The sequence below is a fragment of the Phytohabitans flavus genome (assembly GCF_011764545.1).
GTDB classification, from domain to species: Bacteria; Actinomycetota; Actinomycetes; order Mycobacteriales; family Micromonosporaceae; genus Phytohabitans; species Phytohabitans flavus.
Window position 1 is genome coordinate 7,275,425 of sequence record NZ_AP022870.1, and the last position, 25,313, is coordinate 7,300,737.

Sequence of the window (25,313 nt, forward strand, 5' to 3'; positions counted from 1 at the left end):
ACCTGTGTCAGCCGGCCTGCGGGTGGACCCGCGCCACCCAGGCGTCCGGGTCGCCCAGCTCCTCGACGCGGGGCAGGGTGAGCGGCGAGCTGAAGACCTTGTTGAACCCGGCCATGCCGACCCGCTCGACAACGCCGTGCACGAACTTGCGCCCCTCCGCGTACTGCCGCATCTTCACGTCGACGCCGAGGAGCTTGCGGATCGCCTTCTCCAGGGGAGAGCCCGCCTCGCGACGGCGGTTGAACCTGGCTCGGATCTGGTCGACGCTCGGGATCACCTCGGGGCCCACGCCGTCCATCACGAACTCGGCGTGTCCCTCCAGCAGCGTCATCATGGCGGTCAGCCGGTCGAGCACCGCACGCTGACCGGGCGTCTGCACGATGTCGAGCACGCTGACCCGGCTGTCCGGGTTGCGCACGGCGTCCGAGAGGGTGGCCACGCTGCGCCGGATCCGCTCCAGGAAGTGCTCGCTGCCGGCCTGCGAGGCATCGACGAACGCCTGCACCTCGCCGAAGAAGTGGCCGCGCATCCACGGCACGGCGGTGAACTGAGTGCGGTGCGTGACCTCGTGCAGGCAGACCCACAGCCGGAAGTCGCGCGAGTCCGCCTGGAGCTTCTGCTCCACCTCGACGATGTTGGGCGCGACCAGGAGCAGCTGGCCTGGGTCGGAGGAAAAGACCTCGTACTGCCCGAGGACCCGGCCGGAAAGGTAGGCGAGCACTGTGCCGGCCTGGACACCGGTGAGGCGCGAGCCGATCGCGTCGGTGAACGCGCCGGGCTGCTTGTCGCCGGCGAGCCGGCTCACCAGCGGGGTGACCACCTCACGGAGCCCGGCAATGTTGATCGCCGCCCAGTCTTTGCGGTCGACGACCTGCACCGGAGGGTGGGAGACCTGGGATCGCAGTCCCGTGTAGGAGGCGACGATCTCGGCCGCCTCGTCGGTGAGCCGCCGTAGATCCGCCACCACGTCGGTGGCCTCGTCATACGAGACTCTTGGGCCCGCTTTGCCCAGCGCGCCCGCGGTGGCGGCGGCCAGGTCCCAGTCCACGAACTGCGCCATCATCCCAAGGTACCCGGGCTAGGCGCACCCGCATCCGGCCAGCGTTGCGGTGATCTTGTCGAGGCCGGTCTCGGCGCGGTCCGCGCCGGCCGTCACCTTGTCGGCCAGCACGGCGAAGGCCAGTAGGCGGCCGTCGGCGGTGGTCACCACACCGGAGATGGCGTTGATCCCGGTGAGCGTGCCGGTCTTGGCCCGAACCACGCCGGCGCCCGCCACGTTCTTGGCGGCCGGGCTGCGGTAGCGCTCGCGGAGCGTGCCCGACCAGGCGGCGACCGGCAGGCCGGCCATCAGGCCGGCGAGCTCCGGGTGCTGGTCGCCGGCCGCGAGCCGTAGCACGTCGGTGAGGACGGAGGGGGTGAGGCGGTTCTTCCGGGACAGGCCGCTGCCGTCCGAAAGGGTGATCTCCGCGGCGGGCAGGCCGAGATCCGCGAGTACCGCCTTCGTGGCGGCCGCCCCGCCCGCGAACGACGCCGGCTGGTCCTTGGCGAGCGCGACCTGGCGGGCGAGCGACTCGGCCACCACGTTGTCGCTGTCGACCAGCATGATCTCGACAAGCCGGAGGACCGGGGGCGACTCGACCTTGCCCAGCTCGGTGCCGGGTGCTGGGGCGCTGCCGGCCGCTGCGCTTGGCGGCGCGCTGGCACCGGCCGCCGCGTCGGTCGGGGCCTTGCCGCGGGCCACCGCCGACGCCTTCAGCCCCAGTGCGCGAGCGAACGCCTGGCCAGCGACGAGGTCGGGCTGCGGGTAACGCTCGGCGTACCCGTGGGTGATCTTGGGGTTGACCCGCGCACCGTTGATCATCAGCGCGGTCATCGCCGCGCCGAAGCCGCCGGTCGGCACGTCCGGGTCCCAGCTCGGCTCGAACGCCGGACCGGGGAACAACGTCGAGTCGACCACGACCCGGGTCGGCGCGGCGCCGCCGAGCGCGGCCTTGACCTGCTTGGCGAGCTGGTCGAGCCGGGCCGCGCCGGGGTAGGTGCCGCTGGCGCCGGCCGCGAGCGTGGCGTCGCCGCCGCCGATGATGACCACCTCGCCGGGCTTGGCGCCGGCGACCACCCGCGTCGGGATCCGGTAGGCCGGCCCGCGCGCGGAGAGCACGGCCGCGGCGGTGGCCAGCTTCGTGGTCGAGGCGGGCACGGTGGCTACGTCGGGACCGCGCGAGTACAGCTGGTCACCGGTCGCCGCGTCGACCACCGAGATGTTGACGCTGCTGCCCAGCCCGGCGGCGGCCACGACCGGGTCGAGCGCTGCCTTCACCCCCGCGGCGGTCGGCGCCGGCTGGTCGGTGGCCGAGGCGACAAGCACCGGGGACGGGGGCGGCTCGGGCGGCTCGGCGGCGGCCAGCGAGGGCGTCGGCTCGCCGCCGGTGCCACCCATCCAGCCGTCGACCGGTCCGGGACGGACGATCGCCGCGCCGGCCACGAGCCCGGCGAGCAGCAGCACGACGACGATGAACGCGGCCAGCCCGCGCCTGCGCTTGGGAGCCGGTGGCTGCGGGGGCTGCCCGGCCGGTGGCCGCGGGCCCTGCCCGGTGGCGGCGCGGACGGCGCCTGCTGCGGCTTGGGCGGCACGGGTGGTGGGAAGAACGAGGGAAGCCGGATGGTCTGGGTCTGCTCGGGCGGCGTCACCGGCAGCCGGACGGTCTCGTCTCCAGGCCCGTGCTGTGAATCTTGCCTCCGCACCAGGCCCCTCCTCGTTCGTGTAATCCGGTCTAGGCGACGATACTTGCGTCCGAACACTATGCGGCGTCTGCCAGCCCTATCTCCGATGGGCAACATCACGACACTTGGGCGGCGAGATTGGGGAGCGTGAGATGGATTTCGACGTAACGGTTGAGATCCCTAAAGGTCACCGAAACAAGTACGAGGTGGACCACACCACCGGCCGTATCAGGCTGGATCGCACGCTTTTCACCGCGACGCAGTACCCAGCCGACTACGGCTTCATCGAGGGCACCCTCGGCGCGGACGGCGACCCGCTTGACGCGCTGGTACTGGTGCAGGAGCCGACTTTCCCAGGATGCCTCATCCGGTGCCGGACCATCGGCATGTTCCGGATGAAGGACGAGAAAGGCGGCGACGACAAGGTGCTGTGTGTCCCGTTCGAGGACCCGCGGCAGGAGCACCTGCGGGACATCCACCATTTGGGTGAATTCGACCGGCTGGAGATCCAGCACTTCTTCGAGGTCTACAAGGACCTCGAGCCTGGCAAGTCGGTCGAGGGTGCCACCTGGGTCGGGCGCACGGAGGCCGAGGCGGAGATCCGTAACTCGTACCGGCGGGCGGAAGAGGCCACGGCCGAGGGTGAGACGTTCCACTGACGGATATCCGACTGCCGTCCTCTCAGAGGTCGCGGACGGCGGTGTAGAGGTCGAGCACCGCACAGGCGACGGGTACCACACAGACCAGTAGCGCGGTGTCAAGCACGTCGGCCGCCCGGCCCAGATAGGGCGAGGGCGGCCGGCGCGCGTACGCCACACCGGCGGCGACGACGGTGAGCGCGGCGAACGTGCCACCAGCGGCGAAGGCGAGGAGCACCCGCGGTCCGGTGGTCACCAGCAGGGCGACGCCGAGGGCCGCCGTGCCGCCCAGCCCGGCGGCGAGCAGGGGCACGCGGTGGTGCACCGCGGCGAAGAGCCGGGACCGCAGCAGCAGGCCGGCCGCCACGACCCCGACCAGCAGCCGTCCGGCCAGGCCACCGGTGGCGACCAGGATCGCGGAGGCCGCGACGGCGAGCGTGGCGTGGCCGATCAGCAGTCCGGTGAGCGCGTCCTCGGTACGCCCCACGGCTGCGTCCACCCCCGCCGGCTGGGGACGCGGCGCCGGGCCGTCGTCGCCGGGCAGCGGGGTGATTGGCGGCAACGGCAGCCGGCCGAGGCGGATCGCGACCAGCGGTAGGGCGCCGACACCACAGGCGAGCAGGGCCAGCAGGACGGCGGCCGCGCCGTGCGGCGTCAACCCGCCGACCGCGGCCAGCGCTGTCAGCCCGCCGAGCAGCCCGACCATGCCGCCGGCGACAAACACGCGCAGGTGTGCGGCGACGCCTACAGCACCGATGAAGGACACCACGAGCAGCGCCGTCGAGCCGGCCAGCGCCTGCGCCGGCCGCTCGGGCCCGGCCAGGAGCGAGCCGGCCGCGAAGGCGTAGGGCAGGGCGTACCCGGCGAGGGCCGCGCCGGCCACGCTGTCCTGCCGTGAACGCGCTACCACCACGCCCGCGACCAGCAGCAGCGCGGCGACGACGGGCGGCACGGTATTCCACTGCGGGGCAGCGCGGACCGCGGCGGCGAGTCCCAGGGCCAGCGGCACCGCGGCCGCCGCGAGGCCGGCGACCCGGGTGGCGTCCGCCGACCAGGACGCCCCACGGCGCCGGGCACCGTCGGCGATCGCCTCCACCACGTCGTCGTACTCCGGCTCGGCCCACCCGACCCGCGCGGGCAGCAGGAAGAGGAGCTCGCCGTCCCGTACCCCCTGCGGGAGAAGGGCCTGACCGGCCGACAAGGCCGCACCGTCCGCGCGGCGCAGGATCCACCCGCCGTGCCGCTCGCCGTCGTCGGCGAGCCCGTCGCCGGCATGCCGGAGCACCTCCGGCAGCAGCTCGGCCACCGGCACCTGCTCGGGTAGGGCGACGTCCAGCCGCCGGAGCGGCGTACTGATCGTGACCCGGGCGAGTCCTGCGGTCATCAGTCCTCCCGCAATGGGGCACATGGACGGTCGCACTCTACCTACTATGTGCGGTTGGGAGGTGACCCATCGTGGCCACGATCCTTTTGCGACGGTCCGCCCGGCGGCCGGCGCCCGAGATCCCTTCCGGCGAGCTGCACGTGGGGGCGCCGCCGGAGATCCCGCAGGTGGTGGGTGCCCGCTGGCAGCAGCTCATGGTGGTGCTGCCGATGCTCGGCGGCGGTGTCGCGATGGCGATGCTGATGGGGCGGGGCGGCGGGCCGTATTCGTACGTGGTGGGCGCGCTCTTCGGCGTGTCATCCCTCGCGATGCTGGCCTCGTGGGGCGGCTCGGGCGCGCCGAAGAAGGCCGAGATGCTGGCTGCCCGCCGCGACTACCTACGCCACCTGGCCGGACTCCGCCGCCGCGCCCGCGACACGATCGTCCGCCAGCGGGCCGGGCTCGACTACCGCCACCCCGAGCCGGGCCAGCTCTGGTCCACAGCGGCCAGTCATCGGCTGTGGGAGCGGCGGGTCACCGACCCGGACTTCGGGGTGGTACGCGTCGGATCCGGACCGCAGGCGCTGGCCACTCCCCTCGTGCCGCCGATCACGGGTACACCCGCCGACCTCGAACCGATGACGGCCGGCGCGCTGCGGCGTTTTCTCGACACGTACTCGGTGGTGCCCGACCTGCCGGTAGCGCTGTCGCTGCGCGGCTTCGCCCGCATTTATCTGCGCGGTGACGCACCCGCACTGGCCCGCGCGATGCTGGTCCAGCTGTCTGTCTTCCACGCCCCCGATGACCTGCGGATCGCCGTCTGCGCTGGGCCGGAGCGGCGGACCGCGTGGGAGTGGGTCAAGTGGCTGCCGCATGCCCAGCACCCGGTCCGCACCGACGCGCTCGGCCCGGTACGGCTGGTGGCCGGCTCCGGTGCCGAGCTGGAGCGGCTCCTCGGCGACGTGGTGGGGAGCCGGTCGCGGTTCGGCGGTGGCTCCGCGCGCGAGGGGCCGCAGATAGTGGTCGTGCTCGACGGCGCGACCTGGAGCCAGGACGGTGGCATCGACGGAGTGTCCTTTCTAGACCTCGAGGGCACCCCGCCACGCCTGCTCGACCAGTCGACGCTGGTGCTCGCGGTGGGCGAGCCGGGGCACCTGCTGGTCGACTCCGGCGACGGCCCGGCCGAGGTGGGGCGCGCCGACGGGCTCAGCGTGGTCGAGGCGGAGGCGGTGGCCCGGCGACTCGCGCCGTACCGCCTCGCGGCACCCGCCGACACCGACGAGCCACCGGCCACGGCCGAGCCGGCGCTGGCCGAGCTGCTCGGCCTCGGCGACCCTGCCGAGGGCGGCTGGTCGCATCCGCCGCCGCGAGCCGCCCGCGACCGCCTGCGCGTGCCGATCGGCATGACTCCCGCGGGCCGGCCCGTGGAGCTCGACCTGAAGGAGTCGGCGCAGGACGGCATGGGCCCGCACGGGCTGCTCATCGGCGCCACCGGCTCGGGCAAGTCCGAGCTGCTACGGACCCTCGTGCTCGGGCTGGCCGCGACGCATTCCTCGCAAGACCTCAACTTCGTGCTGGTCGACTACAAGGGCGGGGCGACGTTCGCGGCGCTGGACCGGCTGCCGCACACCGCGGCGGTGATCACCAACCTCGCGGACGAGCTGCCGCTTGTCGACCGCATGACCGACGCGCTGAATGGCGAGATCGTGCGCCGCCAGGAGTTGCTGCGCCGGGCGGGCTGTTCCAGCCTGCGGGAGTACGAGATGGCCCGCGCGGGCGGTGCACGGCTGCCGTCGTTGCTTGTCGTGTGCGACGAGTTCGCCGAGCTGCTCGCCGCCAAGCCCGACTTCATCGAGCTGTTCCTCCAGATCGGACGGCTGGGCCGCTCGCTGGGCGTACATCTGCTGCTCGCCTCGCAACGGCTGGAGGAGGGGCGGCTGCGCGGGCTCGACACCCACCTGTCGTACCGGATCGGGCTGCGCACGTTCTCGGCGCTCGAATCGCGCTCGGTGCTGGGCGTGCCGGACGCGTACGAGCTGCCCCGCTCACCCGGGCACGGTTTCCTCAAGGCGGCCACCGAGCCACTGGTGCGGTTCAAGGCGGCGTACGTTTCCGGCCCGTTCCGCCGCCCCGGCGATCGGCTGCCCGTGGCGCGGGCCGGGCGGCCGAGCGTGCTGCCGTACAGCACCCAGTACATTCCCGCGCCCAACCCGGTCGCCCCACCCGTGCAGACCGGACCGAGCCTGCTGGAGCTGCTGGTCGAGCGGCTGGCTGGGCAGGGGCCGCCGGCCCACCGGGTGTGGCTGCCGCCGCTGTCCCGCCCGCCCGCGCTGGACGAGCTGCTCGGCTCGGTCGCCAGTGACCCGGCCCGCGGGCTCACCGTCGCCAACCCCGACCTGCGCGGCGCGCTCCAGGTGCCGGTCGCCGTGATCGACAACCCGTTCGAGCAGCGCCGCGACGTGCTGTGGCTGTCCCTCGACGGGGCCGCCGGGCACGTGGCCGTCGCCGGCGGACCGCAGAGCGGCAAGTCGACGGTCCTCCGCACGGTGATCTGCGGCCTCGCCTTAACCCATTCACCCGCCGAGGTACGGGTCTACTGCCTCGACTTCGGCGGCGGCTCGCTCGCCACACTCCGCGACCTGCCACATGTCGGCGGCGTGGCCGGGCGGCTGGACACCGAGGCGGTACGCCGTACGGTCGGCGACGTCGCCGCCCTCCTGGCCGAGCGGGAGGCGGGCGCGCCGGTCGACGGGCACGTCTTCCTCGTCGTGGACGGGTGGACCACGCTCCGCGGCGACTACGACGACCTGGAGCCGCTCGTCACCGACATCGCCACCCGCGGCCTCTCGTACGGTGTACACGTCGTGGCGGCGGCCGGCCGCTGGCTCGACTTCCGCCCGGCGATCCGCGACCTCTTCGGCTCCCGCGTCGAGCTGCGGCTCGGCGACCCGACCGACTCGCTGGTATCCCGCCGGGCCGCGCAGACCGTGCCGGAGAAAATGCCCGGGCGCGGCATCACGGCCGAGGGGCGCCACCTGCTCACCGCGCTGCCCGCGCTCTCCGCGCTCGACGGCGACCCGGCCGCGCTTGTCCGGGCCGTCGCGGACGGCTGGACCGGGCCGCCCGCGCCGCGCGTACGGCTGCTGCCGCCGGTCCTGCCGTACACCGATCTCGACCTAGGTGGGGACACCGGGCTCCGGCTGCCCATCGGGATCGCCGAGGCTGATCTGCGGCCGGTAGAGGTGGACTTCGGCAGCGACCCGCACCTGCTGCTCTTCGGCGACGCGGAGTGCGGCAAGTCGTCGTTCCTGCGGGCGCTGGCCACGTCGGTCACCCGCCGCTTCACGCCCGAGGAGGCCCGGCTGATCCTGGTCGACTACCGGCGCAGCCTGCTCGGCGCGATCGACTCGGAGCACCTGATCGGGTACGGCACCACCGCTGCCACCACCGCCCAGCTTGTCGATTCCGTCGACGGGTACATGCGGCGCCGCCTGCCCGGCCCGGACGTCACGCCGCAGCAGCTGCGCGACCGGTCGTGGTGGACCGGGCCGGAGCTGTTCGTCCTTGTCGACGACTACGACCTCGTCGCCGCGGCGCCGGTCAACCCGCTGCTCCCGCTCGTCGAGCACCTCGCCCAGGCACGCGACGTCGGCCTGCACCTGATCCTGACCCGCCGCTCAGGAGGCGCCTCGCGCGCGCTATACGAGCCGGTGATCCAGCGGCTGCGCGAGCTGGCGTCTCCCGGGCTGGTGATGTCCGGTGACCAGGAGGAGGGTGCGCTGGTGGGTAGCGTGCGACCGGGCCCGCTACCGCCGGGCCGTGGCCGGCTGGTGACCCGGAAGGAAGGGGTACGGCTGGTGCAGCTCGCATACCTCGCGGGGATCAGGTGAAACCCCCGAAAGGCGTCCCTTGAACTTTTCACGATGGTCCCAGTAGACACATCGACGCGGTAACCTGCGTCGTACGAACGCGCCCGGAAGAGGGACAGCGACCCGGCAGTGGTTGGCTCGTTGTCCACAACTGGAGGCCACACTGCCATGAGCTCGCGCCATCAGCGAGGCGCCGCTCCGAGGTTCGCCGGGGCGGCGCTGGCGACTGTCGCGGCACTGATCGGCGCGACAGCGGTAGTGCCGGCATCCGTTCCGGCCCCGGCTGCCGGCGACGGTGGCGGTGCCCCGGCGAGCTTGGTGCGGCGCGATCAGGTCCGTGAGGAGCAGTGGCAGCTCAACGAGCTACGGGCCACCCACGCCTGGCGACACTCGACTGGCGACGGCGTGACCGTCGCCGTAATCGACTCCGGTGTGGACGCCGGCCATCCTGACCTCGCCGGGCAGGTGCTACCCGGCGTCGACATGGTCGCCCAGGGCGGCGACGGCCGCGCCGATCCGGTCGGTCACGGCACCACGGTGGCTGGGCTGATCGCCGGGCGCAATGACGACGACAACGGCGTGATGGGCCTCGCCCCGCACGCCAAGATCCTGCCGGTGCGGGTGCTGGACGCGGAAAACCGGTACGACGACGCGCTGATCGTGGCCAAGGGCGTGCGCTGGGCGGTCGACAACGGCGCCGAGGTGATCAACCTGTCGCTCGGCGGTAGCGGCACCAGCCCGGCCCTGGCGGCCGCGCTCGACTACGCATTCGCCCGGGACGTCGTGGTGGTCGCCTGTACGGGCAACTACTCCACCGACCCGGCACCCGCCTCCGGCCGCCCGGCCACCGAGGTGTGGTACCCGGCGCGCGAGCCCGGGGTCCTCGCCGTCACCGGCCTTGATCGTGATTCCGAGGGCCTCTGGTCCGGTGCGATCACCGGCTCCGCCACCGTGCTCTCCGCCCCGGCGACCGGCCTTGTCGGCGCCCGACCGGGTGGCACGTGGAAGGTGCAGGGCACAAGCTTCGCCGCCCCGCTGGTGAGCGCGACGGCTGCGCTCGTGCGGGCGAAGTGGCCCGAGATGCCCGCCGCCGCGGTCGTCAACCGGCTGATCACCACGGCCAGCGACCTGGGTGCGGTCGGCCGCGACGACCGCTACGGGTACGGGCTTGTCGACCCGGTCGCCGCCCTCACTGTCGGCGTGTCCAATGTGGCGCGCAACCCGCTCGACACGAACGCACCGCACGGTGTCGCCGGCTTCGGCCCGGCCCCTGGGGTGGCGGCGGCGACCTCCGGCCCGGCGAGCGCCCACGAGCCCGTCGGCGGTCGCGCACAGGGCATCCACACCGACTGGGATGCGGAGCCGCGCCGGTCTTCGCGCTCAGAGCGCGACTGGGCGATCGGCCTGGGCCTGATGGTGATGCTTGTAGCGGGCGCCACCGCGATCCTCGTCCGCCGCCGCACCCGCGCCTGAGACCTAGGTACAGTCGCCGGTCGTGGTCGCGCGGGTGCGGCTCTGGCCGGCGGTCGCGACCGGGGCGGCTTCCTGGGCGGTGACCGCAAAGCCGGTGTTCCGGTCGTCTGCCGCCGCGGCGAAGATCACGCCGAGCACCTGGCCGTTGGTCGCGACCAGCGGTCCACCGGAGTTGCCGCTGCGCACCAGCGCCCGGATCGTGTAGATCTCCCGGGTCACGTCACCCGAGTTGTAGATGTCCGGGCCGGTGATGTCGCCGACATCGCGCACTCGGGCGGACTGGGCGTTGTACGGCCCGTCCAGCGGGAAGCCCAGCACGATCGCGTCCGCGTTGGTCGGCGCCTTGCGCGGCGCGAACGGCATCACCGGCGCCTCCAGGCCGGGCACGTAGATGACGGCGAGGTCGCGGTCAGGGTCGTACACGGTGACCCGGCCCTCCAGCCGCTCGTCGCCGACCTCCACCTCCACCGATTCCGTGCCGGCGACCACGTGGGCATTCGTCATGATGCGCTCAGGCGAGTACACGAAACCGGAGCCCTCGATACGCCGTGAGCAGCTCCGCGCGGAGCCGAGCACCTTGACCACCGACTGGCGCGAGTTGACGACGACGCGCGAGTTGGCCAGCCGCGGGTCGGGCGCGGCCACCTCGCGGGCGCGGGTGGGTGCCAGGTTGCCGAAGACCTCTGGGAAGCCACGGGTGTCCACCGTGTTTCGCAGGGCGTCGGAGAGGGCTTGGGCCTGCTGGGGCATGACCCGGTTGACGCCGTCCAGCAGCGCGCTGTTACGCACCGAGCTGGCCAGCCAAGGCAGCGACGACGAGCCGAGCGGCACCGCCACGAGCCAGGCCACCACCAGCACCGCGAGTACCGATACGAGCGCGCCACCCGCGTCGTCCAGCTTGCGTCCAGTAGGGCTGGTTATGGCGTGCCGCAGGTGGGTGCCAAGCCAGCCAGCCAGCGCCTGTCCCAACACCGCGAGCCCGAAGATGGCGATCAACGACACGACGACGCGCACGGCGTCGTCCGCGAACTGCCGGGCCACCAGTGGGCCGAGCTGGAGACCGATCAGCGCGCCGCCAAAGAAGCCGGCGAAGGACAGTGCCCCAATCACGAAGCCCTGTCGGTATCCACTGATCGCGAACAACACCATAAGCAGGACAAGAGCGACATCGATGGCGGACACCCGTCAAGGGTACGGGGGCCCGGCCACCACCGAGTGCGACTCGCCTCGTCAGCTGATCTCGTCACCCGCGGACGGTGCGGGCACCGGTGCGGGCCTTGGCAGATCGGCGATCCGGTCGCGCGGCCAGGGGCGGGCCCAGCCACCCATCTCCAGCAATACCGAGAGCACGCCGGCGGTGAAGCCCCAGACCAGCATGTCGCGGACCTGGAACGCCGGCCCCAACCAGCCGCTCGGGTGCCGCACCATCAGCCGGTTGTCCGGGTCGACAAGCTCGGCCACCGGCAGGCGGGCGACCCGGGCCACCTCCTCGGGCGCGCGGGGGTGCACATCGTGCGGCGCGTGCCACCAGGCGAGCACCGGCGTCACCACGAAGTCGCTGACCGGGATCCACAGCTGCGGGAGCTGGGTGAGCACGGTGACGCTCTCCGGCTGGAGCCCCACCTCCTCGTCCGCCTCGCGCAGCGCGGTCGCGGCGACGTCGGCATCCTCTGGATCGCACGCCCCGCCCGGGAAGGCTGGCTGGCCGGCATGGTTGCGGAGCGTCTCGGCCCGCTGGAGCATGAGCACGTCGGGCTCGCCGTCCTGCTCGCCCAGGAGGACGAGCACCGCGCTGGCCCGGCCGCCTTCCGCCGGGGTGGCCACCCGTGTGAAGTCTTCGACCCGGGCGGTGCCGAGCCGGTCGAGCAGCGGCAACAGCCAGGGCGGCTGATGATTCTCGCCCCGCTCGCTCACGGCAGGGTCACCCCGAGATGCTTAGCGGCCAGCGCCGCGAGGGTGGCGTCGTCGAGGGCGGTCGAGTTGTAGAGATGCCGCACCCGCCCCTCTTGGTCGACGAAGAGGGTAACCGGGAGGCCGGCTACCCCGAGCTTTGCGCGGAGCTGCTCGGACGGGTCGAAGAGGTTGGGGTACCGCAAGCCCAGGTCGACAGCGAGGCCGCTCGCCACCTGCCGGCTGTCGCGGGTGTCGACCCCGATCACCGTGACCTTGCCGGCGGCCCGGTCGGCGAAGCGCTGGAACGCGGGCAGCTCCTCCCGGCAGGGCGGGCACCAGGACGCCCAAAGGTTGACGACCGCGGGCCCGCGGATCGCGCTGAGGGTCACATCCGGCCCGCCCGCGAAACAGGCCAGCGTCAGCTCAGGCAGCCGCTCGCCCTCGCCCGCCAGCGCGACCGGCACGGCGGACGGCGGGGGCGCGGCTAGCGCGGCGCAGTCGGCGAACGGCGCTGGCGGCTCAGGGCTCGGCGACTCGTCCGCCCCGCTACATCCCGCGACGGCCAGCACGAGCACGGCGGCCATCGCTTGCAATATCCGGCTCACGGGGCGTCCGCGGCCACCATCGCCTTGGCCGGCGCCAGGTCCGGGTCGACCCCCGCCGCGACCGCCAGCTCTTGGGCGCGCGGGCCCTTGAGCAGCTTGGCCGCGGCGGCCGCCTCGGTGGGTCCCGTCCCATACGACGGGCAGAGCTTGGCCAGCGTGCAGGCGCCGCAGGCCGGCTTGCGGGCGTGGCAGACCCGCCGGCCGTGGAAGATCACGCGGTGGGAGAGCATCGTCCAGTCGCGCTTGTCGAAGAGCGCGCCGATGGCAAACTCGATCTTGACGGGGTCGCTCTCCTCGGTCCACTCCCACCGCCGCACGAGCCGCTGGAAATGCGTGTCGACCGTGATGCCCGGGACGTCGAAGGCGTTGCCCAGGATGACATTCGCTGTCTTTCGCCCGATGCCGGGGAGCTTGACCAGCTCGTCGAGCGAGCCAGGCACCTCGCCACCGTGCCGCTCGACAAGCGCCTGACCCAGCTTCATCAGTGAGTCGGTCTTGTTGCGGAAGAAGCCGGTCGGCTTGAGCAGCTCCTCCAGCTCGGCCCGGTTGGCAGCCGCGTAGTCAGCGGCACGTGTGTAGCGGGCGAACAGCTTTGGCGTTACCTCGTTGACCCGCTGGTCGGTGGTCTGCGCGGAAAGGATCGTCGCCACGGCCAGCTGGAGCGGGGTCTCGTGGTCGAGCTCGCAGTGCGCGTCGGGGTGGGTCTCCTCCAGAATCCGCCCCATCTTGCGCGCGCGACGCTTGCGCGACAGATCACTCTCAACACGGGCCACGCGCGAAGCCTACGCCCGCCCACCGACAGCTCAGGCGGCCCTCGGCGGAGTGATCTTCCCGGTCGCGTCAAGGGTGGCCCCAGTGGTTGGGAAGTCCGATTTGCTGAGGCGGCTCACCGCGGCGGCACCACGGTGGTCCTCGTCGACCGCCGGCTTGCCACCGGAGTCCAGGTACGTCGAGATGAGCTGCCCGCCGCCCCAACTGCCGTCCGCCGCGAGCGAGACCTTGAGCACGCCGCCAAGCCCCAGCACGCCGGACTTGTTGAGCGTCCCGGCGCCGCCGGCGAAGTTGCCCAGGCTGTACGCCACCAGCCGGCCCTTGTAGAACTCCATCGCGCGCAGCACGTGCGGCCCGTGGCCCACGATCAGGTCGGCGCCCGCGTCGATCATCGCGTGCCCGAACTTGATCGGATCGCCCCTATTCTCCCCCAGGTAGATCTCGGTGCCCGGCTTCACGTGGGTCATCGCCGCGCCCTCGGCGCCCATGTGCACCTGCACGACCACGATGTCCGCGAGCTCGGCCGCCTTTTCCACCACCTTGGCCGCCTCGTCCACGTCGACCAAGGGATTGGACCAGGGGTACGAGGAGAAGCCAGCCACCGCCACCCGAACGCCCTCGACGTCCATCACGGTGATCTGGTCCGGCGCGCCGGTGTGCTTCAGCCCGTACTCCTCCAGCGCCCGCTGCGTATTGCGGTAGCCGGCCGGCCCGTAGTCGTGCCCGTGGTTGTTGGCCTGGTTGAGCAGCTCGAACCCGGCGTCCCGCAGATGCCCCGCGTACGACGGCGGCACCCGGTACTGGAAGCAGTTCTTCGACGAAGGCCCGCACTTGCCGGTGCCGGTGTCCTCCGTGATCGGCTCTTCGAGGTTGCCCATCACGAGGTCGGCCTTGAGCACGTCGCGGACGGCGGCGAAGAAGCCCTTTCCGCCGTTGGGCGGGAGCTTGCCCGGCACGTTGCCCATGATGATGTCGCCGGTCGCGGACATCGAGATGGTACGGCGGGCAGGCTCGGCGGAGGGTGATGCGGCCGCCTGGCCGGAGGGCTCGCTGGGCGCGCTGCCCTGCCACTGCGGCGCGGGCGGCGACTCGCCAGTCACGGCGAGCGCGAGCACGCCGCCGCCGAGCAGCACGGCCCCGACCGCGATCACGACGGCGAGCGACCGCGCGGCTCTGTTTCGCCGCCGCTGGCCGGCACCGGAAGACTGCTGTCGAGGAGGCATCGCCCCGCGACAATACATTCCCGGCGCCAGCCCGGACGACTTATAGAAGCCGGTCTGACCAGGGCATTCCGGACCCTTGACCGGTGCCGCCACCCGTTCGGACGGCAACGTGGACCGCTCGGGCGAGCGGTGCGCCCCACTCCGAGCGCGGCCCGCCGTACGCCGACTCCGGCCCGTCCGCGGCGCAGAGGATCGAGACCGCGTCGGTCGAGGTACCGGTCGCGGCCAGCCCGATCTCCCGCAGCGCCTGCGCCTTGGCCTCGGTGGCCGTGGCGACCGCGTTGACCAGCGCGGCGGGCGAGAGGCGGGCGGGCACGCGCACCACGATGTTCACGGTGCCCGGCCCTGTCGCCGCCGCGGCGGGTGGGGCGGCCGCCCAGATCGGGTCGCCGAGCCCCACCGTGGCCCACACCCGCACACCGCTGTCTTCCGCGGCGACGACCTCGGCGACGTCCACGCCGGTGAGCAGCCCGATGCCCGGACCGGTGAGGCGCTCCCGAGCGGCGAGCTCGGCGAGGTGGACGTCCGGATCGTCGCGGCGGTACGACATCGGCACCGTCGCGTTGACCACCCAGTGGCGTACGCCGATCCCACCGCCCAGCGGTGCGGACGAGATCGCCAGCAGCGGCTCGGCCAGCCGCCAGACCAGCAGGGGAATGTCCCGCCCGTCCTCACGGCGGGTAGTCAGCGTCGGCTCGGTGGACATCCATCGGACTCTACGGACGCAGATCAAGTTCCGGGGGTGCTCCCCCGGTCGCCGCGCTGGTGGGCCTAGACTTACTGCACGCGTCGACACGCTGGCGAGTGCGCCGGTGAGTGAGAGTATGCGCAGGCGGAGGTGCGGCGATGGATGAGGTGTTGGCCCGTAGCGGGATCTTCCAGGGCGTCGACCCCGAGGCGGCGGAAGCGCTCGCCAAGGAGATGGAGACGATCGAGGCCCGCAAGGGCGAGGTCGTGTTCAACGAGGGCGAGCCCGGCGACAGCCTTTACATCGTGCTGTCCGGCAAGATCAAGCTAGGGCGGCGTGCCGCCGACGGCCGGCAAAACCTCGTCTCGATCATGGGCCCGTCCGACATGCTGGGCGAGCTCTCCCTCTTCGACCCCGGACCGCGCACGGCCACGGCGACCGCGGTCACCGACACCCGCCTGGCCCGGCTGCGCAAGCAGGCCCTCCGCCCCTGGCTCAACAATCGGCCCGAGATCGCCGAGCAGCTGCTGCGGGTGCTGGCCCGTAGGCTGCGCCGGACCAACGACGCGCTGGCCGACCTGATCTTCACGGACGTGCCCGGCCGCGTGGCGAAAAACCTCCTCCAGATGGCCGGCCGCTTCGGCACCCGCGACGGCGGTGTACTGCGGGTGACGCACGACCTGACCCAGGAGGAGCTGGCCCAGCTTGTCGGCGCTTCCCGCGAGACGGTCAACAAGGCGCTCGCCGACTTCGCCTCCCGCGGCTGGCTGCGGCTCGACGGCAAGAGCGTGATCATCCTCGACCCCGAGCGCCTGGCCCGCCGCGCCCGCGTGTAAAACCGCCCGCGCTCGGCCCGCTCGTGTCTGAGTGGTCGCAAAACAAGCAGGCTTGACTGTTTGTTTGGCAAGGGGCAGGCTGAGGCTGTGCCGGTACGCATGCCGCAGCAGGAGCGCAGTCGCGCCACCCAGGCCCGCCTTCTGGAAGCCACTGTGGAGTGTCTCGTCGAGCGGGGCTGGTCCGGCACGACCACCACGGTCGTGGCCGCCATGGCGGGTGTCTCGCGGGGCGCGCAGCTGCATCACTACCCGACCAAGGCGTCCCTCGTCATGGCCGCGGTCGAGCACTTGGCCGAGCGCCGCGCCGAGGAGATCCGCACCGAGGCGGCGGCCCTCCCGCCAGGACCGGAGCGGCTCGACGGAGTGGTCGACATGCTGGCGTCCGCGTTCACCGGGCCGCTCTACGTGGCCGCGCTGGAGGTGTGGATCGCCGCCCGCACTGATCCCGACCTGCGCGCGGCGCTGGTCCCGCTGGAGGCGCGGGTCGGCCGGGAGATGCACCGGCTGACCGTCGAGCTGCTCGGCGCCGACGAGCGCGCCCTGGGCGTGCGCGAGGCCGTGCAGGCCACCCTTGACCTGCTCCGCGGCCTCGGCGTGGCCAACCTGCTCTCCGACGACACCGCGCGGCGCACCGCGCTGCTCGCCGCCTGGAAGCGGCAGTTGGCCACCCTTCTGTGACGCGGAGGCACGCATGCCCGACCTCGCCGGACTCCTCGCCGACCTCGCCGCCGAGTCGGCCGACCTGGACGCCCGCGTCGGCCCGCTGCCGGAAACGCACTGGGCCCGTCTGACGCCCGCGGACGGCTGGACGATCGCACACCAGATCGCACACCTGGCCTGGACCGACCGCATGGCGCTGCTGGCGGCCACAGATCCGGACGCCTTCCACGCCTCGCTGGCCGGCGCGGCGGGCGATCCGTTCCACTTCGTCGACCTGGGCACCGAGAGCTTCCTCGGCCCGCCCGCCGAGCTGCTCGGCCGGTGGCGGGATGGCCGCGCCGCCCTCGCCAGCGCGTTGGCCGCCGCACCGCGCGGAGTCAAGCTGCCCTGGTACGGCACGGCGATGTCGCCCGCCTCGATGATCACCGCACGGATCATGGAGACGTGGGCGCACGGCCAGGACGTCGCGGACACCCTCGGCCACCGCCGCACGCCGACCCACCGGCTGCGGCACGTCGCGTACCTCGGCGTCCGTACCCTCGGGCACAGCTTCATGGCCCACGGCCGCGACATCCCGGCGGTACCGGTCCGGGTCGAGCTGGTCGGTCCTTCCGGCATCTGGGAGTACGGGCCGAGCGATGCCACCGACCGCGTCGTCGGACCCGCGCTCGACTTCTGCCTGCTTGTCACCCAGCGGCGGCACCGCGCGGACCTGGCGCTGGTGGCGACCGGGCCGGTGGCCGACGAGTGGCTGGACATCGCCCAGGCCTTCGCCGGGCCGCCCGGCGCTGGCCGCGAGCCGACCGGCAGCCGGTCATGATCCGCATCGGCAACGCCTCCGGCTTCTACGGCGACCGCTCGGCGGCCTGGCGGGAGATGCTCGAGGGCGGCCCGCTCGACGTGCTCACCGGTGACTACCTGGCCGAGCTGACCATGCTGATCCTCGGCCGCGACCGGCTCAAGGACCCTTCGCTGGGCTACGCCCGCACGTTCCTGCGGCAGATGGAGGAGTGCCTCGGCCTGGCCGCCGAGCGCGGGGTCCGCATCGTGACCAACGCCGGCGGCCTCAACCCGGCCGGGCTGGCCACCGCGCTCCGGTCCCTCGCCGCGCGGCTCGGCCTCTCGACCTCCATCGGGTACGTGGAAGGGGACGCCCTCGACCGCCCTGGTGCGCTCGCCGCCAACGCGTACCTCGGGGCGTTCGGCATCGCCTCCTGTCTCACCGCCGGTGCCGATGTCGTGGTGACCGGCCGGGTCACCGACGCATCGCTGGTGGTGGGCCCGGCGATCGCCCACTACGGCTGGACCCGCGACGACCTCGACGCGCTGGCCGGCGCGACGGTCGCCGGCCACGTACTGGAGTGCGGCGCGCAGGCCACCGGCGGCAACTTCAGCTTCTTCACCGAGCTGCCGGACGGCGGGCGGCGGCCAGGGTTTCCGATCGCCGAGGTACACGCCGACGGTTCCGCCGTGATCACCAAGCACCCCGGCACCGGCGGCGCGGTGACGGTGGAGACGGTGACCGCCCAGCTCGTGTACGAGATCGCCGCGTCCGCGTACCCCGGCCCGGACGTGGTGACACACCTCGACACCGTGCGGCTGGCCCAGGAGGCCCCGGATCGGGTACGGGTCACCGGTACCCGTGGCACGCCCCACCGCCCACTCTCAAGGTCGGCGTCGCCGGCATCGACGGCCACCGCAACGCGATGACGTTCGTGCTCACCGGGCTCGACCTCGACGCCAAGGCCGCCCTGGTGCGCACTCAGCTGGAGGACGCGGTCGGCAAAGAGGGCCTGACATTCACGGTCACCGAGACCGCGGGCGGCGCCCTCCTGAACGCCGCGATCCACGACCCCGACCCGAAACGCGCCGGCCGCGCTTTCTCCTCCGCCGCCGTGGAGCTGGCCTTAGCCTCCTACCCCGGCTGCACCCTAACTACTCCACCCACTGACGCCACCCCCACACGATCTTCACGACGGAGGAGCTCCCTCAACCCCCCACTGGGCCGTCCCGCCGAACGGCACCCGCATCGAAATCCCCCGCCGGCGCGCACCGAGCCGTTGATCAGGGAGTTGGTGGACGAACACGCCGCCCGACACGCCCACCAACTCCCTGATCAACCGCAGGGGTGGCGGGGCGGGTCGGGACTCGGTCGGGGGATAAGGGGGTGGACGCGAACGTTGGTGTTTGGGTGCGACGTGCCGAGGACTATGCGGCGCTCGCTGGCTGGTTGACCGGCGAGAGGTTCGTGGAGTTGCTGCCGGAGGCGGCCGGGCACCCGGTCGAGCGCTACGAGCTGCCCAACCTCGGGGCGCTCAACTTCGTGGTTCGCGGCCTGCTCGCACGGCGCGATTGGCTTGATCCACAAGGGAAAGCGCTCGGTGAGCGGTTGCGGGCCCGGATCGAGGAGGGACCGTGAACGCCATCCGTGTCGCAGCGGGTAAGCCGCTCGTTACGACGAAGGGCAGTTCCGAGGTCGCGAACCAGATGGGGGTATGAGCCATGGCCGTCCTGGACACCGCCATCGACCCGCGCCACCCTTCGTACCCGCAAAATCGCGGCGCGATGCTGGAGCGGCTCGCGGAGCTGGACACGGCACTTGGCGCGGCCCGGGGCGGCGGCGGTGAGAAGTACGTGACCCGCCACCACGCGCGCGGCAAGCTGCTCCCGCGCGAGCGGATCGAGCTGCTGCTCGACCAGGACGCGCCATTTCTGGAGCTGTCCCCGGTCGCCGCGTGGGGTACCGACTTTCCAGTCGGCGCGAGCGTGGTCACCGGTATCGGCGTGGTCGAGGGCGTCGAGTGCGTGATCATCGCGAACGACCCGACGGTCCGCGGCGGCGCGGTCAACCCGTACACGTTGAAGAAGACCCGCCGGGCCGGCGAGATCGCGCTGACCAACCGCCTCCCGCTGATCAACCTGGTCGAGTCGGGCGGCGCCGACCTGCCCAGCCAGGCGGAGATCTTCATCCCGGGCGGGCAGGTGTTCCGCGACCTGACCCGGCTCTCCGCGGCGCGCATCCCGACGCTGAGCGTGGTGTTCGGCAACGCGACCGCCGGCGGGGCGTACGTGCCGGGCATGTCCGACTACACGATCATGGTGCGCAACCAGGCCAAGGTCTTCCTCGCCGGCCCGCCGCTGGTCCGCATGGCCACCGGCGAGATCACCGACGACGAGTCGCTGGGCGGCGCGGCGATGCACGCGGCCCGATCCGGACTCGCCGACTACGTGGCCGAGGACGAGCGCGACGGCATCCGGCTGGCCCGTCAGTGTGTTCGGCGGTTGAACTGGCGCAAAGCCGGACCCGCCCCGCGGATCACAACGCCACCCAAGCACGACCTCGAAGACCTCCTCGCGGTGGCCAGCGCCGACCTCAAGGTGCCGTTCGACCCGCGCGAGGTGCTGGCCCGGGTGCTGGACGGTAGCGAGTTCGACGAGTTCAAGCCGGCGTACGGCACCGCGCTCGTCACCGGCTGGGGCGAACTGCACGGCTACCCGGTCGGCGTGCTGGCCAATGCGCGCGGCGTGCTCTTCTCCGACGAGGCGCAGAAGGCGGCGCAGTTCATCCAGCTCGCCAACGCCTCCGACACCCCGCTGCTCTTCCTCCAGAACACGACCGGCTACATGGTCGGCACCGAGTACGAGCAGCGCGGCATCATCAAGCACGGCGCCCTGATGATCAACGCGGTGGCCAACTCGACCGTCCCGCACCTGACCGTCAACCTCGGCGCCTCGTACGGTGCCGGCAACTACGGCATGTGCGGCCGGGCGTACGACCCGCGCTTCCTCTTTAGCTGGCCGAACGCGAAGTCCGCCGTGATGGGTCCGGCCCAGCTCGCCGGAGTGTTGTCGATCGTGGCGCGGCAGGCCGCCGAGGCCAAGGGCCAGCCGTACGACGAGGACTCCGACAAGGCCATGCGCGCGATGGCCGAGCGGCAGATCGAGTCGGAGTCGGCCGCGCTCTTCCTGTCCGGCCGCCTGTACGACGACGGCGTGATCGACCCGCGTGACACCCGGACCGTACTGGGGCTCTGCCTCTCCGCGATCCACAGTGGACCGATCAAGGGCGCCGAGGGCTTCGGCGTCTTCCGGATGTGAGGCAGGCACAGTGATTCGACGACTGTTGGTCGCCAACCGCGGTGAGATCGCGCGACGCGTCTTCGCCACCTGCCGGCTGATCGGGATCGAGACGGTTGCCGTCTACTCGGACGGCGACGCCGACTCGCCACACGTCGCCGAGGCGGACTACGCGGTGCACCTGCCGGGCAACGCGCCCACGGCCACGTACCTGCGCGGGGATCTGCTCGTCGCCGCGGCGCGCAAGACCGGCGCGGACGCCGTACACCCGGGGTATGGGTTTCTCGCGGAGAACGCGGATTTCGCGGCGGCCGTCGCCGACGCGGGCCTTACCTGGGTCGGACCACCCGCCAAGGTCGTCAAGATGATGGGCTCGAAGATCGAGGCCAAGACGCTGCTCGCCGACGCCGGCGTCCCGATGCTACCTACCTACCTCGACCCGGACGAGGTAACCGAGTTTCCGGTACTGGTCAAGGCATCCGCGGGCGGCGGCGGCCGGGGTATGCGGATCGTGCGCGACGCCGAGTCGCTGAGCGAGGCGGTCGCCTCGGCGCGGCGGGAGGCGGCCAGCGCGTTCGGCGACGGGACGGTCTTCCTCGAGCGGTACGTGGACCGCTCACGCCACGTCGAAGTGCAGATCTTCGCCGACTCGCACGGCAACGTCATCCCGTTCGGCGAGCGGGAGTGCTCGATCCAGCGGCGGCACCAGAAGATCATCGAGGAGACGCCCTCGCCCGCGGTCACGCCCGCGATGCGCGAAGAGCTGTGCGCGGCCGCGGTGTCGGCCGCCCGCGCGGTCGGCTACGTGGGTGCCGGCACCGTGGAGTTCCTGCTCGCGCCGAGCGGCGAGTTCTACTTCCTGGAGATGAACACCCGCCTCCAGGTCGAGCACGCCATCACCGAGTGCGTCTCCGGCTTCGACCTGGTACAGCTCCAGCTGCTCGTCGCGGAAGGCCTGCCGCTGCCGATGGCCGGCGCCGCACCGATCCGCGGGCACGCGATCGAGGTACGGCTCTGCGCCGAGGACCCCGCCTACGCCTGGCTCCCCTCCACCGGGACCCTGCACCGGCTGCGCGTGCCCGAGGTGGCGGCCGAGTTCCGCCCGCTGATACAGCCCGGGTTGCGGCTCGACTCCGGGGTACGGGACGGCTCGGTCGTCGGCGTCCACTACGACTCGATGCTGGCCAAGCTCATCGCCTGGGCGCCCACCCGGCACGAGGCGGCCCGGCTGCTCGCCTCCGCGCTGACCCGCTCCCGCATCCACGGCGTGGTGACAAACCGCGACCTGCTGGTCCGCGTGCTGCGCCACCCGACGTTCCAGTCCGGCGACATCGACACCGGCTTTCTCGACCGGCACCAGGAGGTCTTCGCCCCGCTGCTGTCCTCAGTGGACGCAGTCCGGGTCTCCTGCCTGGCTGCCGCGCTCGCCGAGTCGGCGGCCCGGCGCGAGTCCGCGGCCGTGCTGCGCTCGCTCCCATCAGGGTGGCGCAACGTTCCGTCCGGCTCACAGACCACTGTGTACGACGGCCCGGCCGGTCCGGTCGAGGTCGGCTACCGCCTGGATCGGGCCGGCGAGCTGGCCAACTGGTGGGTACGCGCGGTCGACCCGGAAGACCTCGACCTCGCCGGCCTTGGCCACCCGCCGGTCACCGACGACCACCCGCCGGTCGCGCTGGTCTCGGCCGCGCCGGACCGGGTCATCCTCGACGTCAACGGCATCCGCCTCGCGCTGGACGTCGACCGCGTCGGCAACGTCTCCTATGTGGACGGCCCGGAGGGGTCGGTTGCCCTGACCGAGCTGCCCCGCTTCCCCCAGCCGGAGCCGGAGCTGATCGAGGGCTCGCTTGTCGCCCCGCTGCCCGGCGCGGTCAGCCGGGTCCTGGTCACCCCTGGCCAGCGCGTGGGCGCCGGCGAGCTGCTGATGACGCTCGAGGCGATGAAGCTGGAACACCCCGTACACGCCCCGGCCGCCGGCGTGGTCGCCTCGCTGCCGGTGGCCGCTGGCGCGCAGGTCGACACCGGAGCGGTACTGGCGGTCCTCACCCCGGAGTGATGCTCATATGTTCGAACCAAACCCTCAACAGGCCGACCTCCGCGACGCCGTGGCCGCGCTCGGAAGCCGCTACGGCCACGGGTACTACGTGGCCAAAGCCAAGTCCGGCGAGCACACCACGGAGCTGTGGTCGGAGGCCGGCAAGCTCGGCTACCTGGGCGTCAACGTCCCAGAGGAGTACGGCGGTGGGGGCGGCGGCATCACCGAGCTAGCCATCGTCTGCGAGGAGCTGGCCGCCGCGGGCTGCCCGCTGCTACTGCTCGTGGTCTCGCCGGCCATCGCGGCCACGGTGATCGCCAAGCACGGCACCCCCGCCCAGCGGTCGACGTACCTGCCCGGGTTCGCGGACGGCTCGCTCAAGGTCGCCTTCGCGATCACCGAGCCGGAGGCCGGCTCCAACGCGCACCGCCTCGGCACGACCGCCCGCCGCGACGGCGACGACTGGCTCATCTCCGGCCGCAAGTGCTTCATCTCCGGGGTGGACGAGGCGTCGTACGTACTGGTGGTCGCCCGCGTCTCGACCGGCGACCGGTTGCAGCCGGCACTCTTCCTCGTGCCCGTCGACGCGCCCGGCCTGCTGGCCACCAAGCTGGACATGGAGATCGTGTCGCCGGAAAACCAGTGGCTGCTCTACCTCGACGACGTGCGCGTACCGGCCGACGCTTTGATCGGCGGCGTCGATGCCGGCCTGCCCGCGCTCTTCTCCGGCCTCAACCCCGAGCGCATCACCGTTGCCGCGATGGCCGCCGGTACCGCCAGGTATGCGCTCGCCCGCGCCTCCACCTACACCGCCACACGCGCGGTGTGGGGCCGGCCGATCGGCGCCCACCAGGGCGTCGCACACCCGCTCGCGCACGCGGCGGTGCAGGTGGAGCTCGCCCGCCTGATGATCGCCAAGGCGGCCGCGCTCTACGACGCTGGGCGCGACGTGGAAGCCGGTGTCGCCGCCAACATGGCCAAGTACGCGGCCGCCGACGCCGCCGCGCTCGCCGTAGACACGGCGATCCAGGTGCACGGCGGCAACGGGATGACCACCGAGTACGGCGTGGCCACACTGCTGGGCGCCGTCCGCGCCGGCCGGATCGCCCCGGTCAGCCGCGAGATGATCCTCAACTTCGTCGCCCAGCACGTGCTGGACCAGCCCAAGTCGTACTAGGGCGTACAGGCGGTTCCGTTGACGTCGCAGGTCAGCGGGGTCGTCACCGAGGTCTTGCGGTCGAACTGGAAGCGGAACGCGACCGAGGCTCCCGGCTCTACCGGCGCGCTGCCGGTAAAGGCGAACACGTCGCCCTCCTGCTTGAGGGTCGCCTGCGGCGCGCTCTCCACCCAGAAGGTGCGCATCGGGCCAATCGTCGACGGGAAGTGCAGCCGCACCGTCCACGTACGGCGGGTGGCGGACGAGTTGGTCACCAGCACCTCGCCGAAGAAGCCGCCCTCGAAGGTCTGCACGGTCCGGTACCGGCCGGTGAGATCGGCCGCGGGTGGCCGCCGAGCGGGAGGCTCGACCGTTCGGGAGCGGGACGGCGTCGCGGCTGGGGATGGCGATGGGGATAGCGGTAGAGGCAGAGACGGAGATGGGCGCCGCGGCGAGTTGAGCGTCGCCCTCGGGGTCGCGGCGGTGGTCGTGGGGCTGGGCGCGTCCGGCGCGCCCGGGCCGGCCAGGAACGGCGGCGTCGCGATCGGGCCCGGCGGCAACGCCCGGTCCGACACGTCCGGCCGCAGGCTCACGAGCGCGAAGACCAGCAGACCGGCCAGTGCGCCCACGCCGGCGACCGTCGGCAGCCAGGGCAGCATCTCGAACGCACGCGGGCGCCACAGTCGACCCATCAAAAGGTCCCCGCTACTTCGCCAGCGTCGGGCCCCGCAGGGCGTCCCGGCCCTTGCCGGCCAGGCAGCGGAAAGTGCGGTCGCCTTCGGAGCCCAGGACCTCGAACTCCCAGCCCGCGGTCGAGAGGAGCAGCGTAGTCCGCATGAACGTGCTGTCGGTGCACAGCGACTTGACCGCCGGCTCGTCGGCGATGTCGCCGGGCTCTGCGCCTTCCGGCAGGTCGCCGACCGCGTACGCCTCCCAGGTGTGCCGACCGCCGCAGTCGACGCGGGGCGCGCGGATGCCTGGGCCGCTCGCGTCGGCCGCGCCGTAGCACTCCAGCTCGGCGGGGCAGCGGCCGCCCTGGACCGGCAGCAGGCAGCCAGGAAGCGCGCCTCCCCCGAGCGACGGGAGCGGGGCGCCGGTGGTGGGCAGGAGGACGCTGGGGCTCGGCGTGGGGTCGGGGCGGCTGGCCACGTACCAGGAGGTCGCGCTCACCACCACGAGTAGGGCGAGCGCGGCGACGCCGGCGAGGATCCCGCGCATGGGGCTTCGCCGGCGTCCGGTGCCGACCGTCGGCGTGTTGTCGTGCGGCGGGACAAAGCTGGTCGCGCGCATGTGCTGGGGCGGCGGAGG

Annotated in this window: 20 protein-coding genes and 1 pseudogene; 10 read left to right on the forward strand and 11 right to left on the reverse strand. The window is 72.5% G+C overall.

Annotated features, from left to right (window positions below; all coding sequences use genetic code 11):
• Positions 1 to 7: 7 nt before the first annotated feature.
• The gene (locus Pflav_RS32000) at positions 8 to 1,060 is read right to left on the reverse strand and encodes a zinc-dependent metalloprotease (RefSeq protein WP_173040534.1); all 1,053 of its coding nucleotides are present in this window, start codon (positions 1,058 to 1,060) and stop codon (positions 8 to 10) included.
• An 18-nt stretch (positions 1,061 to 1,078) separates the two neighbouring features.
• Complete coding sequence (dacB, locus tag Pflav_RS32005; protein ID WP_415624352.1) at positions 1,079 to 2,503, reverse strand: D-alanyl-D-alanine carboxypeptidase/D-alanyl-D-alanine endopeptidase; 1,425 nt, start codon at positions 2,501 to 2,503, stop codon at positions 1,079 to 1,081.
• 370 nt (positions 2,504 to 2,873) lie between these two features.
• On the opposite strand from dacB, the gene Pflav_RS32010 reads away from it, so the two are divergent.
• On the forward strand, positions 2,874 to 3,380 hold the full coding sequence (locus Pflav_RS32010) for an inorganic diphosphatase (protein ID WP_173040535.1): 507 nt from the start codon (positions 2,874 to 2,876) through the stop codon (positions 3,378 to 3,380).
• Positions 3,381 to 3,402: 22 nt separating this feature from the next.
• Here Pflav_RS32010 and eccD read toward each other — a convergent pair whose 3' ends face one another.
• A complete protein-coding gene (gene eccD, locus Pflav_RS32015) occupies positions 3,403 to 4,743 on the reverse strand; it encodes a type VII secretion integral membrane protein EccD (protein WP_173040536.1) in 1,341 nt (446 codons plus the stop codon).
• A gap of 71 nt (positions 4,744 to 4,814) precedes the next feature.
• Here eccD and eccCa point away from each other — a divergent pair, with 71 nt between their 5' ends.
• Both eccCa and mycP read left to right on the forward strand, forming a co-directional pair.
• Positions 4,815 to 8,612 (forward strand): type VII secretion protein EccCa, encoded by a 3,798-nt coding sequence (gene eccCa / locus Pflav_RS32020; protein ID WP_173040537.1) that lies wholly within the window; start codon positions 4,815 to 4,817, stop codon positions 8,610 to 8,612.
• 147 nt (positions 8,613 to 8,759) lie between these two features.
• A complete protein-coding gene (gene mycP, locus Pflav_RS32025; RefSeq protein WP_173040538.1) occupies positions 8,760 to 10,064 on the forward strand; it encodes a type VII secretion-associated serine protease mycosin in 1,305 nt (434 codons plus the stop codon).
• A gap of 3 nt (positions 10,065 to 10,067) precedes the next feature.
• Here mycP and Pflav_RS32030 read toward each other — a convergent pair whose 3' ends face one another.
• Genes Pflav_RS32030 through Pflav_RS32055 form a run of 6 tightly spaced genes read right to left on the reverse strand, consistent with a single transcriptional unit; the run spans position 10,068 to position 15,262 of the window.
• Positions 10,068 to 11,246: a MarP family serine protease gene (locus Pflav_RS32030; RefSeq protein WP_173040539.1), complete on the reverse strand. Its 1,179-nt coding sequence runs from the start codon at positions 11,244 to 11,246 to the stop codon at positions 10,068 to 10,070.
• A gap of 48 nt (positions 11,247 to 11,294) precedes the next feature.
• Positions 11,295 to 11,978 (reverse strand): NUDIX hydrolase, encoded by a 684-nt coding sequence (locus tag Pflav_RS32035; protein WP_173040540.1) that lies wholly within the window; start codon positions 11,976 to 11,978, stop codon positions 11,295 to 11,297.
• On the reverse strand, positions 11,975 to 12,562 hold the full coding sequence (locus Pflav_RS32040) for a TlpA family protein disulfide reductase (protein ID WP_415624353.1): 588 nt from the start codon (positions 12,560 to 12,562) through the stop codon (positions 11,975 to 11,977). Before Pflav_RS32040 ends, Pflav_RS32035 begins: the two co-directional genes overlap by 4 nt.
• On the reverse strand, positions 12,559 to 13,335 hold the full coding sequence (gene nth, locus Pflav_RS32045; RefSeq protein WP_269474561.1) for an endonuclease III: 777 nt from the start codon (positions 13,333 to 13,335) through the stop codon (positions 12,559 to 12,561). Before nth ends, Pflav_RS32040 begins: the two co-directional genes overlap by 4 nt.
• 30 nt (positions 13,336 to 13,365) lie before the next feature.
• The gene (locus Pflav_RS32050) at positions 13,366 to 14,556 is read right to left on the reverse strand and encodes a CapA family protein (protein WP_173040542.1); all 1,191 of its coding nucleotides are present in this window, start codon (positions 14,554 to 14,556) and stop codon (positions 13,366 to 13,368) included.
• 40 nt (positions 14,557 to 14,596) lie between these two features.
• On the reverse strand, positions 14,597 to 15,262 hold the full coding sequence (locus Pflav_RS32055; protein WP_173040543.1) for an adenosylcobinamide amidohydrolase: 666 nt from the start codon (positions 15,260 to 15,262) through the stop codon (positions 14,597 to 14,599).
• A 140-nt stretch (positions 15,263 to 15,402) separates the two neighbouring features.
• Between Pflav_RS32055 and Pflav_RS32060 the strand changes: the two genes are divergently transcribed.
• The 7 genes and pseudogenes from Pflav_RS32060 (at position 15,403) to Pflav_RS32090 (ending at position 24,026) form a co-directional block, all read left to right on the forward strand.
• The gene (locus tag Pflav_RS32060) at positions 15,403 to 16,080 is read left to right on the forward strand and encodes a Crp/Fnr family transcriptional regulator (protein ID WP_173040544.1); all 678 of its coding nucleotides are present in this window, start codon (positions 15,403 to 15,405) and stop codon (positions 16,078 to 16,080) included.
• Positions 16,081 to 16,179: 99 nt separating this feature from the next.
• Entirely contained in the window at positions 16,180 to 16,758 is a 579-nt protein-coding gene (locus Pflav_RS32065; protein ID WP_173042755.1) for a TetR/AcrR family transcriptional regulator, read from the forward strand.
• A 13-nt stretch (positions 16,759 to 16,771) separates the two neighbouring features.
• Positions 16,772 to 17,560 (forward strand): TIGR03084 family metal-binding protein, encoded by a 789-nt coding sequence (locus tag Pflav_RS32070; RefSeq protein ID WP_173040545.1) that lies wholly within the window; start codon positions 16,772 to 16,774, stop codon positions 17,558 to 17,560.
• Positions 17,557 to 19,159 (forward strand): annotated as a pseudogene (locus Pflav_RS32075) (acyclic terpene utilization AtuA family protein). Before Pflav_RS32070 ends, Pflav_RS32075 begins: the two are co-directional and overlap by 4 nt.
• A gap of 83 nt (positions 19,160 to 19,242) precedes the next feature.
• Positions 19,243 to 20,838, forward strand: coding sequence for an acyl-CoA carboxylase subunit beta (locus Pflav_RS32080; RefSeq protein WP_173040546.1), 1,596 nt, complete (start codon positions 19,243 to 19,245; stop codon positions 20,836 to 20,838).
• Positions 20,839 to 20,848: 10 nt separating this feature from the next.
• On the forward strand, positions 20,849 to 22,870 hold the full coding sequence (locus Pflav_RS32085; RefSeq protein ID WP_173040547.1) for an ATP-binding protein: 2,022 nt from the start codon (positions 20,849 to 20,851) through the stop codon (positions 22,868 to 22,870).
• Between the two features lie 7 nt (positions 22,871 to 22,877).
• Positions 22,878 to 24,026, forward strand: coding sequence for an acyl-CoA dehydrogenase family protein (locus tag Pflav_RS32090; protein WP_173040548.1), 1,149 nt, complete (start codon positions 22,878 to 22,880; stop codon positions 24,024 to 24,026).
• On the opposite strand, the gene Pflav_RS32095 is transcribed toward Pflav_RS32090, so the two are convergent.
• Both Pflav_RS32095 and Pflav_RS48145 read right to left on the reverse strand, forming a co-directional pair.
• A complete protein-coding gene (locus Pflav_RS32095; protein ID WP_173040549.1) occupies positions 24,023 to 24,697 on the reverse strand; it encodes a cellulose binding domain-containing protein in 675 nt (224 codons plus the stop codon). The two genes, Pflav_RS32090 and Pflav_RS32095, sit on opposite strands and share 4 nt — an antisense overlap.
• A 13-nt stretch (positions 24,698 to 24,710) precedes the next feature.
• The gene (locus Pflav_RS48145; RefSeq protein ID WP_332107896.1) at positions 24,711 to 25,295 is read right to left on the reverse strand and encodes a hypothetical protein; all 585 of its coding nucleotides are present in this window, start codon (positions 25,293 to 25,295) and stop codon (positions 24,711 to 24,713) included.
• Between the last annotated feature and the right edge of the window lie 18 nt (positions 25,296 to 25,313).

Bases quoted from the DNA above. Each gene is read 5' to 3' on its own strand.
- eccD (WP_173040536.1), bottom strand. From the start codon at position 4,743: ATGACCGCAGGACTCGCCCGGGTCACGATCAGTACGCCGCTCCGGCGG.
- Pflav_RS32055 (WP_173040543.1), bottom strand. From the start codon at position 15,262: ATGTCCACCGAGCCGACGCTGACTACCCGCCGTGAGGACGGGCGGGAC.
- Pflav_RS32070 (WP_173040545.1), top strand. From the start codon at position 16,772: ATGCCCGACCTCGCCGGACTCCTCGCCGACCTCGCCGCCGAGTCGGCC.
- Pflav_RS32050 (WP_173040542.1), bottom strand. From the start codon at position 14,556: ATGCCTCCTCGACAGCAGTCTTCCGGTGCCGGCCAGCGGCGGCGAAAC.
- Pflav_RS32010 (WP_173040535.1), top strand. From the start codon at position 2,874: ATGGATTTCGACGTAACGGTTGAGATCCCTAAAGGTCACCGAAACAAG.
- Pflav_RS32065 (WP_173042755.1), top strand. From the start codon at position 16,180: ATGCCGCAGCAGGAGCGCAGTCGCGCCACCCAGGCCCGCCTTCTGGAA.
- mycP (WP_173040538.1), top strand. From the start codon at position 8,760: ATGAGCTCGCGCCATCAGCGAGGCGCCGCTCCGAGGTTCGCCGGGGCG.
- Pflav_RS32080 (WP_173040546.1), top strand. From the start codon at position 19,243: ATGGCCGTCCTGGACACCGCCATCGACCCGCGCCACCCTTCGTACCCG.
- Pflav_RS32000 (WP_173040534.1), bottom strand. From the start codon at position 1,060: ATGGCGCAGTTCGTGGACTGGGACCTGGCCGCCGCCACCGCGGGCGCG.
- Pflav_RS48145 (WP_332107896.1), bottom strand. From the start codon at position 25,295: ATGCGCGCGACCAGCTTTGTCCCGCCGCACGACAACACGCCGACGGTC.
- Pflav_RS32060 (WP_173040544.1), top strand. From the start codon at position 15,403: ATGGATGAGGTGTTGGCCCGTAGCGGGATCTTCCAGGGCGTCGACCCC.
- Pflav_RS32095 (WP_173040549.1), bottom strand. From the start codon at position 24,697: ATGGGTCGACTGTGGCGCCCGCGTGCGTTCGAGATGCTGCCCTGGCTG.
- Pflav_RS32090 (WP_173040548.1), top strand. From the start codon at position 22,878: ATGTTCGAACCAAACCCTCAACAGGCCGACCTCCGCGACGCCGTGGCC.